The 14,385-nt window shown below is 47.7% G+C and carries 15 protein-coding genes; 6 read left to right on the forward strand and 9 right to left on the reverse strand.

Going from position 1 to position 14,385, the window contains the following annotated elements; genetic code table 11:
- The first annotated feature begins 7 nt into the window (after positions 1 to 7).
- The gene (locus tag HGH91_RS08000) at positions 8 to 403 is read left to right on the forward strand and encodes a nuclear transport factor 2 family protein (protein ID WP_168737960.1); all 396 of its coding nucleotides are present in this window, start codon (positions 8 to 10) and stop codon (positions 401 to 403) included.
- Positions 404 to 688: 285 nt separating this feature from the next.
- Here the strand turns inward: HGH91_RS08000 and HGH91_RS08005 are convergent, their stop codons facing one another.
- Positions 689 to 1,066 (reverse strand): hypothetical protein, encoded by a 378-nt coding sequence (locus HGH91_RS08005; RefSeq protein WP_168737961.1) that lies wholly within the window; start codon positions 1,064 to 1,066, stop codon positions 689 to 691.
- Positions 1,067 to 1,262: 196 nt separating this feature from the next.
- Between HGH91_RS08005 and HGH91_RS08010 the strand changes: the two genes are divergently transcribed.
- The gene (locus tag HGH91_RS08010; RefSeq protein WP_168737962.1) at positions 1,263 to 1,568 is read left to right on the forward strand and encodes a hypothetical protein; all 306 of its coding nucleotides are present in this window, start codon (positions 1,263 to 1,265) and stop codon (positions 1,566 to 1,568) included.
- A 195-nt stretch (positions 1,569 to 1,763) separates the two neighbouring features.
- Positions 1,764 to 2,090 (forward strand): hypothetical protein, encoded by a 327-nt coding sequence (locus HGH91_RS08015; protein WP_168737963.1) that lies wholly within the window; start codon positions 1,764 to 1,766, stop codon positions 2,088 to 2,090.
- Positions 2,091 to 2,095: 5 nt separating this feature from the next.
- Here HGH91_RS08015 and HGH91_RS08020 read toward each other — a convergent pair whose 3' ends face one another.
- The 8 genes from HGH91_RS08020 to HGH91_RS08055 form a co-directional block, all read right to left on the reverse strand.
- Positions 2,096 to 3,316 (reverse strand): ABC transporter permease, encoded by a 1,221-nt coding sequence (locus HGH91_RS08020; protein WP_168737964.1) that lies wholly within the window; start codon positions 3,314 to 3,316, stop codon positions 2,096 to 2,098.
- 13 nt (positions 3,317 to 3,329) lie between these two features.
- Positions 3,330 to 4,082: an ABC transporter ATP-binding protein gene (locus HGH91_RS08025; protein WP_211092247.1), complete on the reverse strand. Its 753-nt coding sequence runs from the start codon at positions 4,080 to 4,082 to the stop codon at positions 3,330 to 3,332.
- Positions 4,079 to 5,308 carry an efflux RND transporter periplasmic adaptor subunit gene (locus HGH91_RS08030; protein ID WP_168737965.1) on the reverse strand — a complete coding sequence of 410 codons (1,230 nt, stop codon included), beginning with the start codon at positions 5,306 to 5,308 and terminating at the stop codon, positions 4,079 to 4,081. Before HGH91_RS08030 ends, HGH91_RS08025 begins: the two co-directional genes overlap by 4 nt.
- A 13-nt stretch (positions 5,309 to 5,321) precedes the next feature.
- A complete protein-coding gene (locus HGH91_RS08035; RefSeq protein ID WP_168737966.1) occupies positions 5,322 to 6,662 on the reverse strand; it encodes a TolC family protein in 1,341 nt (446 codons plus the stop codon).
- An 85-nt stretch (positions 6,663 to 6,747) separates the two neighbouring features.
- Positions 6,748 to 7,209 carry a DUF983 domain-containing protein gene (locus HGH91_RS08040; protein WP_168737967.1) on the reverse strand — a complete coding sequence of 154 codons (462 nt, stop codon included), beginning with the start codon at positions 7,207 to 7,209 and terminating at the stop codon, positions 6,748 to 6,750.
- Between the two features lie 15 nt (positions 7,210 to 7,224).
- Positions 7,225 to 8,058 carry a helix-turn-helix transcriptional regulator gene (locus HGH91_RS08045; RefSeq protein ID WP_247651691.1) on the reverse strand — a complete coding sequence of 278 codons (834 nt, stop codon included), beginning with the start codon at positions 8,056 to 8,058 and terminating at the stop codon, positions 7,225 to 7,227.
- 183 nt (positions 8,059 to 8,241) lie between these two features.
- Positions 8,242 to 10,635: a prolyl oligopeptidase family serine peptidase gene (locus tag HGH91_RS08050; protein ID WP_168737968.1), complete on the reverse strand. Its 2,394-nt coding sequence runs from the start codon at positions 10,633 to 10,635 to the stop codon at positions 8,242 to 8,244.
- 77 nt (positions 10,636 to 10,712) lie between these two features.
- On the reverse strand, positions 10,713 to 11,420 hold the full coding sequence (locus tag HGH91_RS08055) for a sterol desaturase family protein (RefSeq protein WP_168737969.1): 708 nt from the start codon (positions 11,418 to 11,420) through the stop codon (positions 10,713 to 10,715).
- A gap of 81 nt (positions 11,421 to 11,501) precedes the next feature.
- Between HGH91_RS08055 and HGH91_RS08060 the strand changes: the two genes are divergently transcribed.
- The 3 genes from HGH91_RS08060 (at position 11,502) to HGH91_RS08070 (ending at position 14,384) form a co-directional block, all read left to right on the forward strand.
- Positions 11,502 to 12,176 carry a FadR/GntR family transcriptional regulator gene (locus HGH91_RS08060; protein WP_168737970.1) on the forward strand — a complete coding sequence of 225 codons (675 nt, stop codon included), beginning with the start codon at positions 11,502 to 11,504 and terminating at the stop codon, positions 12,174 to 12,176.
- Positions 12,177 to 12,223: 47 nt separating this feature from the next.
- Positions 12,224 to 13,441 carry an MFS transporter gene (locus tag HGH91_RS08065; protein WP_168737971.1) on the forward strand — a complete coding sequence of 406 codons (1,218 nt, stop codon included), beginning with the start codon at positions 12,224 to 12,226 and terminating at the stop codon, positions 13,439 to 13,441.
- A gap of 70 nt (positions 13,442 to 13,511) precedes the next feature.
- The gene (locus HGH91_RS08070) at positions 13,512 to 14,384 is read left to right on the forward strand and encodes an EamA family transporter (RefSeq protein WP_168737972.1); all 873 of its coding nucleotides are present in this window, start codon (positions 13,512 to 13,514) and stop codon (positions 14,382 to 14,384) included.
- The last annotated feature ends 1 nt before the right edge of the window (position 14,385 follow it).

A 14,385-nucleotide genomic window follows, 5' to 3' on the forward strand; every position in this document is an offset into this window, starting at 1 on the left:
TATAAAAATGGAAAAGCAAACATTACAGGTAGTCACCGAATTTGTGGAGGCAGTACAGCAGTTGAATTTTGAAAAATTAGGTACGTTATTACATCCCGACATCAACTGGGAACAACCGGGCAGCAATCGTTTTTCAGGTACTAAGAAGTCCAGCGGCGCTGTGTTTGAAATGGTAGGTGGCATGTTTAGCGTGTCAGAAAATACCATGTCGCTGGCCGATGTAAAAACAATTGCCGTTAATGGCGATCAGGCTTCTGTGGTGCTTACCTGGAAAGCCAGCCGGCCGGGCGCTACATTACACACGGATAACGTAGACGTGTATACGGTAAAAGGCGGTCAAATTGTAGCGGCTAAAATATTTGCAGCTGATATCCAGCAGGAAGATCTCTTCTGGGGCAATTAAACTATCAGAAAACAGCATGGGTAACGCCTTCCGGGCTTCGGGCAGCCTGGGAGGTGCTTTTATTTGAAAAACAGAAAACGTTTTTTTCTTTTCACCCTTTCGGTGGGCGTTTGTTGATCGTTTTTACGCAAACGGATATTTCGGCCAGAATAATACATGGGCTCATTAGCTGGCTCAGGCCGCGCTATATCGGTTGTATGTACGCAAACGGCACCCGTTATGCCAGTACGTTTCTTTACAGCATAGGAAGTCACAACGATCTCTGGCAACTGCTGTATTTCCGCGTTAGGCAATGGTATCCCTGCCGGCGGGCACAATCCCCACTTCTACCCTTTCCAGGTCCCTCGATTCGGCATGCCCCGCGGTAGCAATACCGAGGGTTAGCCCGGCGCTCAGGAGTACGGCGGGCACGAAATAATGACGGGCAGGTACGCCCGGCATTATCGCTCTTTCCAGCTGAGACGGTTCAAAATGGCCACAAACAGTTCCTTTACTGTTAGTAATAACAGCAAAAATTTCAGCATCTGATAATAAGGAGAAATCGACTACCGTTTTCTGACAGCTGCCACAGCAACGTCCTTCTGCCGACAGGGGCATGTCATTCCAGTTCTCCTCGCAAGGTGTAGGAACAGATAGATACAGACCTTTTTTCGATGATTTCACAGGCATAGCAATATCGCAGATGAATATACGAAGAATAAAGCGACCAGATACGGGGAAAATCCCCAGTATACTATCTCAACAAATCAACTACTTATCCATAAAAGGATGTATTTCAATGAACAAACAATATGGCATTATTGTTGAAAATACGCCTATTGAGGAAACACATTTTTTTAACATTAATAGTACTCATAACATGAAAGCTCCAAAACATATCGCCGCCTATCTGTTTGCAGTCATTACAGCCGCCGCTCTTTCCTTTACCAGTCATCCTGCTGAGGCCCAGGGCATCAAAAAAACGGCAGAGAAAGTGGGGAACAAAACCGCTTCCATCGCTGTAAAAGGGACCTCAGCAGTTACAGACAAAATTTATAAAGGCAAGGAAGGACCCAATGGTGAAACGGTATACATCGATAAAAAAGACAGAAAATTCATCGTAGACGACAAGGGGAAAAAGGTATACCTGAAAAAATCGCAGATACATAACAAGAAAAAAGACTAATTACTCAACCTATAACTTGAGCCGGACAGGGAAACCTTCTGGCTTTTTTTATCTCCCCAATATATACCCAGCGGGAGTTCCTGCATTGCGTTTACTCATAACCGTTACAAGCGAAAAAAGAATTAACAGGTGACAATTTTAAATTCTCCGGCTGCCAATTGTTGCGTAAATTCATAGTGCCGTAAATCCCCTTTTATGCAATTAAAACCAGGCAGCTGTTACAGGATCAATGCACACGCCATTGCCCGGCTGCAATCATTTGGCAACTATGAATTTATCGTAACAGTGATCCATGCCAATGATACGTCTGATAGCGTGGTATTTGAGTTCCGGAAGATTATCGGTAAGGCTACCCGCCTGCAGGAAATTGCTACCCGGCAAATAGTGGAAATGCATGCCGATGGCGCCCCGCTGGAAGATATTACCGGCGCGCCCCTTAACCTGGAACCGTTTGAAAAGGAAAGTGCTTTTCAACAATGGATAGCCACCGGAATTGCTACGCTGTGCGACTGCAATGCCTGATGTGGTTATTCATACCGCAACGCTTCAATAGGATCTAACCGCGACGCCGCCTGCGCCGGGTAATACCCGAAGAATACCCCCGTAAAGGCGCATACAACAAACGACAATACGATAGAAGACTGCGACACCACCGTAGGCCATCCCAGCGTGAGAGTAATTACTTTGGCGGAAGTAATCCCCAGTACCACACCTATCAATCCACCGGTAACGCTGATGATAATGGCTTCCACCAGGAACTGCAGCAGGATGTCGAGCTCCCGGGCGCCTATCGACATGCGCAGTCCTATTTCCCGGGTACGCTCTGTTACTGATACATACATAATGTTCATGATGCCGATACCGCCTATTACCAGCGATATGCCGGCAATAGCGGTGAGGAGGATGGTCAGCAGGCTACTCGTAGAACTCAATGTTTTGATCAGTTCTTCCATCGTTCTTACCTGGAAATCATTTTCATCGGCTGGCCGCAAGCGGTGCGTCCCCCGCAGGATATCTATTATTTCATCGGTGGCCAGGGCTGATGTTGTTTCACTCACTGCCGAGGCATAAATACTCTGGAAATAAATAGTCGCCAGGATGCGTTTTTGCACGGTAGTATAGGGAGTAAGTATAATATCGTCCTGGTCTTGCCCGAAAGAACTTTGCCCTTTGGGCGCCAGGGTACCAATTACCTGCAGTGGAATGGAATTCAGGCGTATTACCTTCCCCACGGGACTTTCCCCGCTGGGAAACAGGTTAGAGATCACCGTTTGCCCCAGCACACACACCTTGGCCGCCGTAGCCACATCGGCATCAGAAAAGGCGATGCCATCGTTGATCGTTAACTTACGGATATCAAAATAAGAGGGCGCCACACCTTGCAGCGTAGTAGGCCAGTTCAAGGCGCCAAAGATCGCCTGCCCTTTGGTAGACGATACCGGCGATACCGCGCTTACATGCTCAGCTCCCCGCTGTATGGCCAGCACATCTGGCAGTGTTAACGACTGATAACTGGATCCTCCTATCCTTACGCCACCAGCCACATTGCTGGCCGGTAAAACAGTAATCATATTGGAGCCCATGCTGCTAAGCTGTGATTGTATGCTTTCTTTAGACCCTTCTCCTATGGCCACCATGGCAATTACCGCGGCCACCCCTATAATGATGCCCAGCATGGTCAGGAATGCGCGAAGCTTGTTTCGCTGCAAGGCCCTTAATGCTATCAGGATGAGATTGAATGCACTCATACTTACCGGTTAATTAATAATCCTCCGCCGGAGGCAATGCTGCCAGCGCTTCTTTGGCCGACCGCACATTTTCGTTTTTACTATCTTTTACCACCTTACCGTCCCTCAGCATTACCGTTCTGCTGCTAAATGCGGCAATATCCGGCTCATGCGTCACAAACACGATCGTTTTCCCTTCCTGTTGATTTAATTCCTGCATTAATGCCATGATTTCGTAGGAAGTACGGGTATCCAGGTTACCAGTGGCTTCATCGGCCAATATCATTACCGGCTGATTCACCAGGGCTCTGGCAATAGCCACCCTTTGTTGCTGGCCGCCCGAAAGCTGGCTGGGGGTATGATCCTCCCGGTCTGCCAGCTTCACCGATGCAAGCGCCCCCATGGCGCGCTCCCGGCGCTCCCGGGTGGTAAGCTCCGGGTTATAGAACAAGGGTAGTTCCACATTTTCCAGGGCCGATGTACGGGGCAACAGGTTATAGGCCTGGAATACAAAACCTATTTTATGATTGCGTAACCGTGCCAGTTCATTGCGCGATAACCGGCTTACATTAACCCCATCCAGCAGGTAATCGCCGCCGGTGGGCTTATCCAGGCAGCCCAGGATATTCAACAGGGTGGTTTTTCCCGAACCACTGCTCCCCATAATCGTTATAAACTCCCCGGAAAACACATCAAAAGACACGCTCTTTAAAGCACGGACTATCTCCGTACCCATCACAAACTCACGCCTGATCTGCTGTAATTCCAATATCTTGCTGCCGCTCATCGTCTACGCCCTCCTCCCATTTTTGGTAAAAACGGACTGCCAGTCCCCCCTTTCGCTGCTACTACACCGCCGGCATTAACACCTAGAACAACGATATCGCTTTCCTTTAATCCTGACAATACTTCAATGTGTGTATTATCATTCAGTCCTGTTCTGATATGCTTTTGCACCAGTGTATCACCACGCAGTAACCATACGTAGTTGGAAGACCCGATACGGGCAGTACTTTTGAAGGTTCTGCCAGTAGTGTCTTTTCGCTGGGCAGGGCTCTTATATACCGCGCTTTGAATGATGTAGTCCTTTAATTGCACACTGTCTGGTTTGAATTTCAACGCCTTTACCGGTAACAACAACGCGGAATCTTTTTCTGCGGTATAAATCGTCACATTGGCAGTCATACCGGGCTTCAGCTTCATATTATCGTTGGGCGCATTGATGATCGTATTATAAGTCACCACATTGGAAGATACGGAAGGTTGCAGCCTGATTTCCTGCACCTGCCCGGCAAACACATCTTCCAGGTAAGCATCTACTGTAAAGCTTACCCGTTGTGAATCTGCCACATTGCCAATATCAGCCTCGTCTACACTGGCTTCTACCTGCATTTTGGTAATATCCTTTGCAATTACAAATAAAGTAGGCGTATTAAAACTCGCCGCTACGGTTTGTCCTACACTTACATTCCTGTTTAATATCACCCCATTTATCGGGGAATGAATTTCTGTAAAGGAGAAGTTTTTTAAAGCCGACTGCAATTGTGCCGTTACACTGGCCACATTGGCCTTCCCCTGCTCCAGGGTATTCCTGGCTACATCGTAATCTGCTTTACTGATAGCACCGGTTTTATACAACAGCTCCTGGCGCTGGAAATTATTCTGCTGATAATTATAATTTGCCTGGGATACCTGCAGGTTCGCTTTCAACTGATCTACCTGCGCCTGGAATAAGTCTTTATCCAGTTCACCCAGTAGCTGGCCCTTCTTTACCTGGCTGTTGAAGTCAACATACAGGTATTTGAGTGTACCGGACACCTGTGTACCTACGGCCACGGTATCTACCGGCTGTATCCTGCCTGTAGCGGTAACGCTGGTAGCAATATGTCCATAGGCTGGATGAGTGGTCTCAAAGGATATGGGCACTGGTTTTTTCCTGATAAAGAAATACCAGATAGCTACTAACAATAGTATAATCACTAGGGTGATGATGATTCTTTTGTATTTTCCCATACCTCAATTGCGTTTATAGTTTTACCGGTGTACCCCTGTAAAAATCATATATCCTGATATTCAATGCAGCATTATATTTAGCCTGTATATACGACTGCAATGCCTGTATGTATAAATTTTTTTGTTGCAGGAACACAACGATATTGGCGGCCCCTACTTTCAACTGTTCTGTAGCGATACGGTATCCTTCCTGTGAGTATTTAAGCTGCTCCACCGCGGCATCATACTGCGCTTGCGCATTCAACACGTTGATATACGCCTGTTCTATTGTTTGGGAGAGATTTATTCGTGTATCATTTAACGTTAGATTCGATTGATCCACTTCTATCTTTGCTTTTTCTACGTTGGTTTTCACCACGCGACGGGTGAAGATAGGCACGGACAATGTGAGCCCTATCTGCTGGTAAAAATTATTGTCCAGCTGTTTAAAATAGCTGGAGCTGCCCGATCCGCCGTTGTAGGAAGAACCCAGGCCACCACCCGCTGTAAGCGTAGGCAGGTAGCCTGTTTTAGCTTTAGCCAGGTTAAATGAAGATACCTCTACCCCTAATTCACTGCTCCTCACTTCTGGCCTGTTAGCCAATGCTGAGTCCTGTACTTCCTGCAAAGCGTATAGGTGGGTGCTGCTGATGAGGGTATCGGGACTGACTATTTCAAAATTGTAACTACTGGGTAATTGCAATAATTGCTTGAGCACCAGTTTATTTTGCCTATACTGGTTTTGTGCAGTAGTGAGCAGGTAGCGGTCGTTGGATAATTGGGCCTGTAGTTGTACCAGTCCTATCAAGGCAATAGTGCCTACATCGTATTGTTGTTGCCCTTGTTTTACCTGGGCTTCAGAGGTAGCCACCACATCTTTTACGTAAACGATATTTTCCCCGGCCAGCAGGATATTAAGATAAGCCTGGGTAATCAGCACGGTGATGTCATTCATTTGGGTAGCCACATTCAGACCTGCTACCTGTGTTTGCAGTGATTTTTGCCTGATATCGTAGTTGAGGTACCCTCCCTGGTAAAGGATTACGTTGGAACTAACGCCATAGGCGCCGGATGGAGTAATTTCATAACTGCCTGTACCGCCGACAGATTTTCCGCCATTGATATTTTGCGTAGCCGTTCCGTTGAGGTTAGGCAGTTTGGCTGCCCGCGATAAAAGCAAATCCTGTTCTGCACTTAAACGGCTAAGACGCAAGCTGTTTAACTGGATGTTGTTCTTCATGGCGTAGTCGAAGCATTGCTGCAGGGTCCACTGGGCAGGCAACCCTACTGTGGTGGTGTCCTGCGCCTTTAGCAAGAACGGCAGGAAGAGAAGGGCTACCAGGCAACGTAAAACAATAACCAATTGTTTACTCATGCATAACAATATTGATAAAAAAAATACGGACCCAGAAGTAATAACCCCTGAATCCGCATTTTGTTATCAATATTCCCCAAAAAAATTATATCGCTCCTTTAAAGGTGGCATTGGCACGGCCAGTACCCTCCGGTGGACCCTTATGCCAGTCGTTATCGTAATACACAAAGAAAGCCATCCATATGGTGCGGGACCAGCGCATAAGCATCGGCTGCAGGATCAGTAACAGTACGGCGTTTACACCCAGCCACCAGAAAATGCGGTTATCATAGATGGAAAAGCCGATAAACAACCACCACGCAATGAGGCTGGCTACGCATACGGCGATAGACAGGGCGTAACTCACATAGCCGGTACCGTAGTAAAAGCCCACTTCTACTTCTACTTGCTGACCGCATACAGGACATTTATCCGGCATCTTCATGCAGTTTTTCAGATCGTAGGGATTTTTGGTAGTATAAATAGATCCGCGTCTGCAACGGGCACACTTGTTCCCCAACAGGCTTTTCAGCAGGTTGGGTTTTTCATGGTTTTTATCTGCACACATATTTTGAAGATTTTATCAGGAGATGTTCTTTCGGAATTCTTCCGGTGTTACCCCTGCATATTTTTTAAAAAATTTGGTGAAGTAAGAGTTATCGGCAAAGTTGAGCTGCCAGGCAATGGTGGCAATGCTCATATCTGCATTGATCAGTAATCTTTTTGCTTCCAGCAATACCCGGTCGCGGATAATTTCCCCGGCCGATTTCCCCAGCATATGCCGGCAAAAGGCATTCAGGTAATTCGGTGTTACATAAAGCAGGGCGGCATAGTCTTTCGGCAGCCGTAACTGCATGTAATGCTGATCTACCAGTTTGCGGAAATTGCGCAACAATACGTAATTGTGCGGCGGTTCCTGCCCGGACGGCGCCTGCCCGGTATTACGCGTTACCTGGATAAATAGCTCCAGTACCAGCAGGCGGAGCATGTCCTGGCTGTATCCCTGTGGGTGCTTCATTTCCTGCAGCATTGCTTCCAGGAGTCGGATGGCTACCGGAATAGCAGCCTGTGGTAATTGTACGACTCCTTCAGCGCTTACCCCGCTGAAAAACGGGAACCGTTCCACGTATGCCGGGTCTTGCAAAAAAGCATTAAAGAAACCGGCAGATACGTTCATGACGTAGCCATCTATCTTCCCGGAAAAAAACCAGCTATGTACCTGGCCGGGCACCATGAAGTAAAACTGTCCTGGCTTAACAGGAAATGTTTCAAAGTCAATGGTATGTGTTCCTTCACCAGCAGTAAAAAGTGCCAGATGGTAAAAAGAGTGCCGGTGTGGGAAATGAATGTGTTGATGTGCCTCCAGGTAATCCGGGAAACGGGCAACTAGTAAGTCTTCGGTGACTTGCACTCCCATTGACAGAGAACAAATATCGTATGTGGGAATGTGCGCCTTTGACATCATGTCACAAAGGTACTAAGGAACAGAGAAAGCAGGTTGTGGTATTAGGGGCTTTAATGGTACTTTTTACTTATTGCATTTTTTGGGGTAAAAAAGGGTTTGCGGAGCATCATTTCCGCAAACCCTGTCTCATAGTTATTATTTTACATATTTCATCAACCATTCGTCCATTTCCCACAACATGTGCAACACACTTTCCTGGGCAGCATAGCCGTGGCTTTCCTGGGGCAGGAACACCAGGCGGGCGGTGCCGCCATTACCTTTTATGGCGTTATACAATCTTTCACTCTGGATCGGGAAAGTACCGGAATTATTATCGGCCTCTCCATGAATCATCAGGAGCGGTGTTTTAATCTTGTCGGCATAAGAAAACGGCGACATTTTATAGTATACGTCCGGCGCCTGCCAGTAAGTACGTTGTTCATTCTGGAAACCGAAAGGCGTAAGCGTACGGTTATAGGCGCCGCTGCGGGCAATACCGGCTTTAAACAAATTCGTATGTGCCAGCAGGTTAGACGTCATAAAAGCGCCATAAGAGTGCCCGCCCACGGCGATGCGGTTTTTATCGCCTATGCCCATTTCGGTAATTTTATTTACGGCCGCTTCTGCATTCATCACCAGTTGTTCTATAAAGGTGTCGTTGGGTTCCTTATCGCCTTCGCCCACAATCGGCATTTCCGTAGCATCCATTACGGCAAAGCCGCGGGTAACCCAGAAGATAGCGGAACCGGAGGTAACACGGGTAAACCGGTACGCAGAGCCACGCACCTGTGCAGCATCGCTGGCCGATTTGTACTCCCGTGGATAAGCCCACATGAATACCGGTAAACGGCCGTCTTTTACAGAATCGTAGCCTTCCGGCAGGTACAGCATGGCGGTGAGGTCTACCCCGTCTTTGCGCTTGTATTTCAGCAGCTGTTTTTGTACACCTTTCAGCTGTGGCTGCGGATGAGGAAAGTCTGTTAATGCCACGGCTGTTTTCTTTTTCAGGTCCTGCAGGTAGTAGTTTACGGGAGAAGTAACTGACTCACGGGCGGTTACTACTACGAGCTTAGCCGGGTCTATTACTTTTGCTACCTGCTCATAATAAGGTGCGGCAGAACGCCAGAGGATACGTTGTTTGCTGTTATCCAGATTGAAGATGGCCAGGAACGGACGATCTCCTTCGGGAGAGGCGCCGGGGGCGGTCATCAGCAATTCATGGGAAGGTGATACATACAGCACAGATTTATTGAACTGGTTCTTTACCATCACTGCATCACCGGGATCGTTATAACGGTCGTTTTCAGAGCGATCGATGATAGCCACTGGTATTTTTTCAGGATGAGAAGGATCAATGCGGCTTACGCGGGTACGCTGCTGGGTGCTGTTGGCATCTGTTATGAGTGCCAGCTGGTTATCTGCCCAGCTGATACCGGCAAAGCGATTCACGGTTTTCACCAGTTCCGTTGGCGCAGCAGTGAAAGGCGCTGCCAGCATATTTACCACATCGCGGAAGGGTACTTCTTTTTTAGGATCGCCACCATCCAGTGCCTGTACCCAGGTAATGGTAGCTGGTGCATCGTTGCGCCAGGAGAACTGACGGGGATAGCTACTGGTAGCATCAAATCCTTTGGGTCTTACTTCATCCAGCGGGTTGCTGGCCAGCTTTTTTACTTCTTCTCCATTTAATTTCCAGATGGTCACTTCTGTCGGAAAACGGGAAGCGCCTACCAGGTAGGAATAAGGACGATGCAGGGTTTCCATCAGCAGGTACTGGTTATCCGGCGACGGTGCCGCGTTCACATAGATAGCAGGTTTGCCGATCGTCTGTTCGCCTGTACTGCTGATGATGAGTGGTTCGGACTGAAAATAATAATCGAATAGTTGTTCATCGTATGGATTTTTCAGCATATCCTGGTAAGTGGCTGCAGGTGCGGCTTTCCCACTGGTTTGCTGTACGGTGGGACCTTCCGGTGCTGCTGGTTTTACCGGTGCATGGCCGATGGCCGCAGGTACCGCCAATGCGAGTATACGGTTATCATCTATCCAGGTAAATACAGGACCCGCAATATCATTGAGTGCCCGGGCACTGAGCCGGGTAGCCGCTCCGGAGGCAATGTCTGCCTTCCACAACGTAATCTGGCGATTATCGGTGACGGTAAAAGCAATGCTTTTCTGCGAGGGTGACCAGGTGATGTGACTTATGCGCGCATTGGCAGGAAGCCCTGTCATTGAGTATTCCCGCTTGTCGCGGATAGATTTGATACGGATGCCTGTTACATAACTGGCGCGGCTGGGGCCAAAATTAGCCGGGTTGATACGCATCCCTGCCAGGCGGTATTCCGGTTGTGACAATTCTTCGATGGTTGGGTAGCTGGTGCGGTCCATTACCAGCATGATCTCTCCTTTACTATTAAAATCTGTTAATGGCGAAGGCGCTGCCATGGCCAATTCCATGATACCCGCAGGAGGAGTTTGGTACTTCAGTGCATCCTGGGCATAGGCACGAAAGGTGATGAATAAGGATAATGATAAAATTAATTTTCTCATAAAGCAGTGATATTAGTTCGCAATCTGGCAAAATAAACTTTATGAGAGATAGCACAAAATAGAATTGATGAGTGTTATCAATGGTTTTCGCGGAATGTATGAAAGAGGCGATCCCAGATACTGGTGTAAAAACCGAAGTTGCACTGCTCATCCCGGTGATGAGTATGATGAAAAGTAGAAGTCCCCAGGTACTTCAATATCCGCCACTGACGTATATTTTCAGGCACCGGCTCCATACCCAGGTGTCCGACCATACCAAATATAACATTGATAACCAGGTAGATGATCACGCCATAAATATTCACATCAAACAGTAATAATAAAAACAGCCATAGCGCGCCAAAGCTCAGCGTTTCGAGCGGATGAAGTACAAAAAGGTCTATCGGTTCGGGATCGGCGGCTTCATGATGTAAACGATGAAGTGCTTTATACAGCCATGTTTTGTGGATCCCGTAATGGAACACATACATGAGGAAATCCATTGCCAGGAAAAGAAACAGCGCGTCTATTAACACCTGTACAGAAAGATCTGCAGAGAGACTGATATACCGCTTTGTCCATAACCAATAGCCCATATAGGTAACCAGCGTATTCAACAACGTGGTAATCCAGGCCATGCGCCATTGATGAGGACTATAGGAAAACATCAACGCTGCCGGCTTGCGTTGCAGACGGTTTCCCAGCGCCAATACCCCCAGCATAATGGCAGCATTTTCCACCAGGAAAAAAATGCACAGCACCCAAAGAGGCCAGGATTGTATATTTTGAAGAAATAAGTCCATCATTCGGTCAACAATCTTCAGAAAAAAATATTGAAATCAAAAAAATATTAGAAAAGGATATTACCTTTACAGTCATCAGATGATATGACGAATATACATACTTCTCCCTTAAAACGACTCAGCTTAGCTGAGGAGGTGGCAGACAGGCTGCAGGAATTGATTGCTTCGGGCAAGTACCAGGTAGGGCAACAACTACCTACGGAACCGGAGTTGATGACACAGTTTTCCGTAGGGCGTTCCAGCATCCGGGAAGCGGTGAAGATTCTGTCTCACAGGGGATTGGTGCGGGTACAGCAGGGCCTGGGCACCTTTGTGTTATCGTTATCAGGTACGGGGGAGCCGCTATCACAGCGGTTGCAGCGGGCTGATTTTAATGACCTGGTGGAAGTACGTTTTTTACTGGAGGTAAAAATTGCGGAGAAAGCGGCCATGCACCGGAATAACAAGGATGTGGAAAAGATGAAAAGCTTTTTGAAGAGGCGTTTTGAATATGCGTCGACTAATCAGCTGGAACCTTGTATACAGGCGGATATTAATTTTCATATGGCCATTGCGGAAGCAGGCAAAAATGAAATTATGCGTGACCTCTATAAAATAGTGGCGGAACATCTGAAGAAATCTTTCCTGTTGCGCTATCAGAATACCGATAGCTTTATCAATACGCAGCATTATCATGACGCTTTGCTGCAAAGTATTGTGGACAAGGATCCCAAGAAGGCGCTGGTTTGGGCGACAAAAATAAGTGACCAGCCCAAGTAATTTTTTTACCCATAAACATCAGATGATCTGATCTTAAAAGAAGAAAAATGGAAACAACGTTACAAGAACAGTCGAAAGCCGCCCAGCAGGTAGCGCAGCAAACTGTATTTTCTATCCTATTGGCCCTGAGCTTTACCCATTTTCTGAACGACACCATGCAGTCGCTCATTCCTGCGATATACCCGGTACTCAAGGATTCCCTCAAATTAAACTTTACACAGGTGGGGCTCATTACCCTTACCTTCCAGATGTCGGCCTCGTTGCTGCAACCACTGGTAGGCCTGTACACCGATAAAAAGCCGCAGCCCTATTCACTGGCCATTGGGATGGGTTTTACCCTGATAGGACTTATCAGTTTGTCCCTGGCCCATAACTTCCCGATGGTATTGGTATCCGTGGGCCTGGTGGGTGTTGGCTCCGCAGTATTTCACCCGGAAGCATCCAGGCTGGCGCATATGGCGTCTGGCGGCAAGCATGGTATGGCGCAATCGTTGTTCCAGGTAGGCGGCAACGCCGGCAGTTCAATGGGACCATTGCTGGCCGCTATGATCATTGTTCCCTTCGGACAGTTTCATGTTATCTGGTTTTCGCTGGCCGCCCTGCTGGCCATTGTAGTAATGCTCAACATCAGTAAGTGGTACCTGGGTAATACCCATCGTATTAAACCTAAAAAAGCGGCCCTGCAACTGGATCAGTCCCGCCTGTCCAATACACGGGTCATCTTCTCGCTGGGTATCCTGCTGGTATTGATCTTTTCAAAATATTTCTACATGGCCAGTATGACCAGTTACTATACTTTTTACCTGATAGATCGTTTCCATATCTCTGTACAGAGTGCGCAGGTATACCTGTTTATCTTCCTGTTTGCCGTGGCTGCCGGTACTTTCATTGGGGGACCGGTAGGTGATCGTATTGGCCGTAAATATGTGATCTGGATCTCCATCCTGGGTGTGGCGCCGTTTTCGCTGTTATTACCGCATGCCTCCCTGATGTGGACCGCCGTACTCAGTGTATTCATTGGCGTTATTCTCTCCTCCGCCTTTTCTGCTATCCTGGTGTATGCCCAGGAGCTAGTGCCTGGCAAGGTGGGCATGATTGCAGGATTGTTTTTCGGTCTTGCCTTTGGCATGGCCGGCGTGGGATCTGCGCTGCTGGGCCACCTTGCCGATGCCACCAGTATCGCCTATGTTTACCAGGTATGTGCTTACCTTCCGTTAATAGGACTCCTTACCGGGTTATTACCTAACCTCGAGAAAAAGAAGTAACTGTTTGTTTTACCCGGTGTAAAACCGGGTAAAACAAATTCCCCTACATTCGCACGCTAAAAAAGTTGTTATGTGGAAAGGCATTCTGCTGGTGCTGTTGGGCGCCTGTAGTTTTGGAATATTATCAACAATTGTAAAATCGGGCTACCACCAGGGATATACGTTGGGTGAGTTGTGCAGCGTACAGGCAGGTTTTGGAATGATAGCTTTATGGATTATCCATTTATTTTCCGGTCGTGCTACCTATGGCCTTTCCAACAAGGACGCCCGCAACTGCTTTATACTGGGTAGTTCTACCGGTCTAGTAAGCGTTACTTATTACCAGAGCGTACAATATATTCCTGCCAGTGTAGCTATTATACTTTTGATGCAGTTTACCTGGATGAGCATGCTGGCGGAGTGGCTTATTTATAAAAAGCGGCCAACGGCAGTGCAGTGGCTGGCGGTAGCTTGTATCCTGGGAGGCACTTTATTGGCTGGCGGTATTTTCAACAATAACGAAACGCCGCTCAACTGGAAAGGTATTGGCTTTGGCATGCTGGCCGCGCTCTGTTATACCGTGTTTATTGTGGTAAGCGGAAGAGTAGCCGCTTCACTGGGTCCGGTGTTGAAGAGTGCCTGGATTGTTACAGGCGCGTTTGTTATTATTACCTTGTTATTCCCGCCTGTTTACCTGGTCAATGGGCGCTTCCTAGGTTCGGGCTTATGGGTATGGGGTATTCCCCTGGCTGCTTTTGGTACGGTGCTGCCGCCCTTCCTGTTTTCCAAAGGCATGCCCCAGACAGGGGTATCGCTGGGGGCTATTCTCAGTGCGGCCGAATTGCCGGTGGCAATGCTGGCTGCCACCATCTTCCTGCATGAATCGGTGTCGGGGCTGCAAATACTGGGCGTAGTGATCATATTAAGCGCTATTGTGATGGCAAATTTGAAACGCCGGAAATGAA

It is taken from the genome of Chitinophaga eiseniae, assembly GCF_012641265.1.
Taxonomy (GTDB): Bacteria; Bacteroidota; Bacteroidia; order Chitinophagales; family Chitinophagaceae; genus Chitinophaga; species Chitinophaga eiseniae_A.

Bases quoted from the DNA above. Each gene is read 5' to 3' on its own strand.
- HGH91_RS08000 (WP_168737960.1), top strand. From the start codon at position 8: ATGGAAAAGCAAACATTACAGGTAGTCACCGAATTTGTGGAGGCAGTA.
- HGH91_RS08010 (WP_168737962.1), top strand. From the start codon at position 1,263: ATGAAAGCTCCAAAACATATCGCCGCCTATCTGTTTGCAGTCATTACA.
- HGH91_RS08015 (WP_168737963.1), top strand. From the start codon at position 1,764: ATGCAATTAAAACCAGGCAGCTGTTACAGGATCAATGCACACGCCATT.
- HGH91_RS08020 (WP_168737964.1), bottom strand. From the start codon at position 3,316: ATGAGTGCATTCAATCTCATCCTGATAGCATTAAGGGCCTTGCAGCGA.
- HGH91_RS08025 (WP_211092247.1), bottom strand. From the start codon at position 4,082: ATGAGCGGCAGCAAGATATTGGAATTACAGCAGATCAGGCGTGAGTTT.
- HGH91_RS08030 (WP_168737965.1), bottom strand. From the start codon at position 5,308: ATGGGAAAATACAAAAGAATCATCATCACCCTAGTGATTATACTATTG.
- HGH91_RS08035 (WP_168737966.1), bottom strand. From the start codon at position 6,662: ATGAGTAAACAATTGGTTATTGTTTTACGTTGCCTGGTAGCCCTTCTC.
- HGH91_RS08040 (WP_168737967.1), bottom strand. From the start codon at position 7,209: ATGTGTGCAGATAAAAACCATGAAAAACCCAACCTGCTGAAAAGCCTG.
- HGH91_RS08045 (WP_247651691.1), bottom strand. From the start codon at position 8,058: ATGGGAGTGCAAGTCACCGAAGACTTACTAGTTGCCCGTTTCCCGGAT.
- HGH91_RS08050 (WP_168737968.1), bottom strand. From the start codon at position 10,635: ATGAGAAAATTAATTTTATCATTATCCTTATTCATCACCTTTCGTGCC.
- HGH91_RS08055 (WP_168737969.1), bottom strand. From the start codon at position 11,420: ATGATGGACTTATTTCTTCAAAATATACAATCCTGGCCTCTTTGGGTG.
- HGH91_RS08060 (WP_168737970.1), top strand. From the start codon at position 11,502: ATGACGAATATACATACTTCTCCCTTAAAACGACTCAGCTTAGCTGAG.
- HGH91_RS08065 (WP_168737971.1), top strand. From the start codon at position 12,224: ATGGAAACAACGTTACAAGAACAGTCGAAAGCCGCCCAGCAGGTAGCG.
- HGH91_RS08070 (WP_168737972.1), top strand. From the start codon at position 13,512: ATGTGGAAAGGCATTCTGCTGGTGCTGTTGGGCGCCTGTAGTTTTGGA.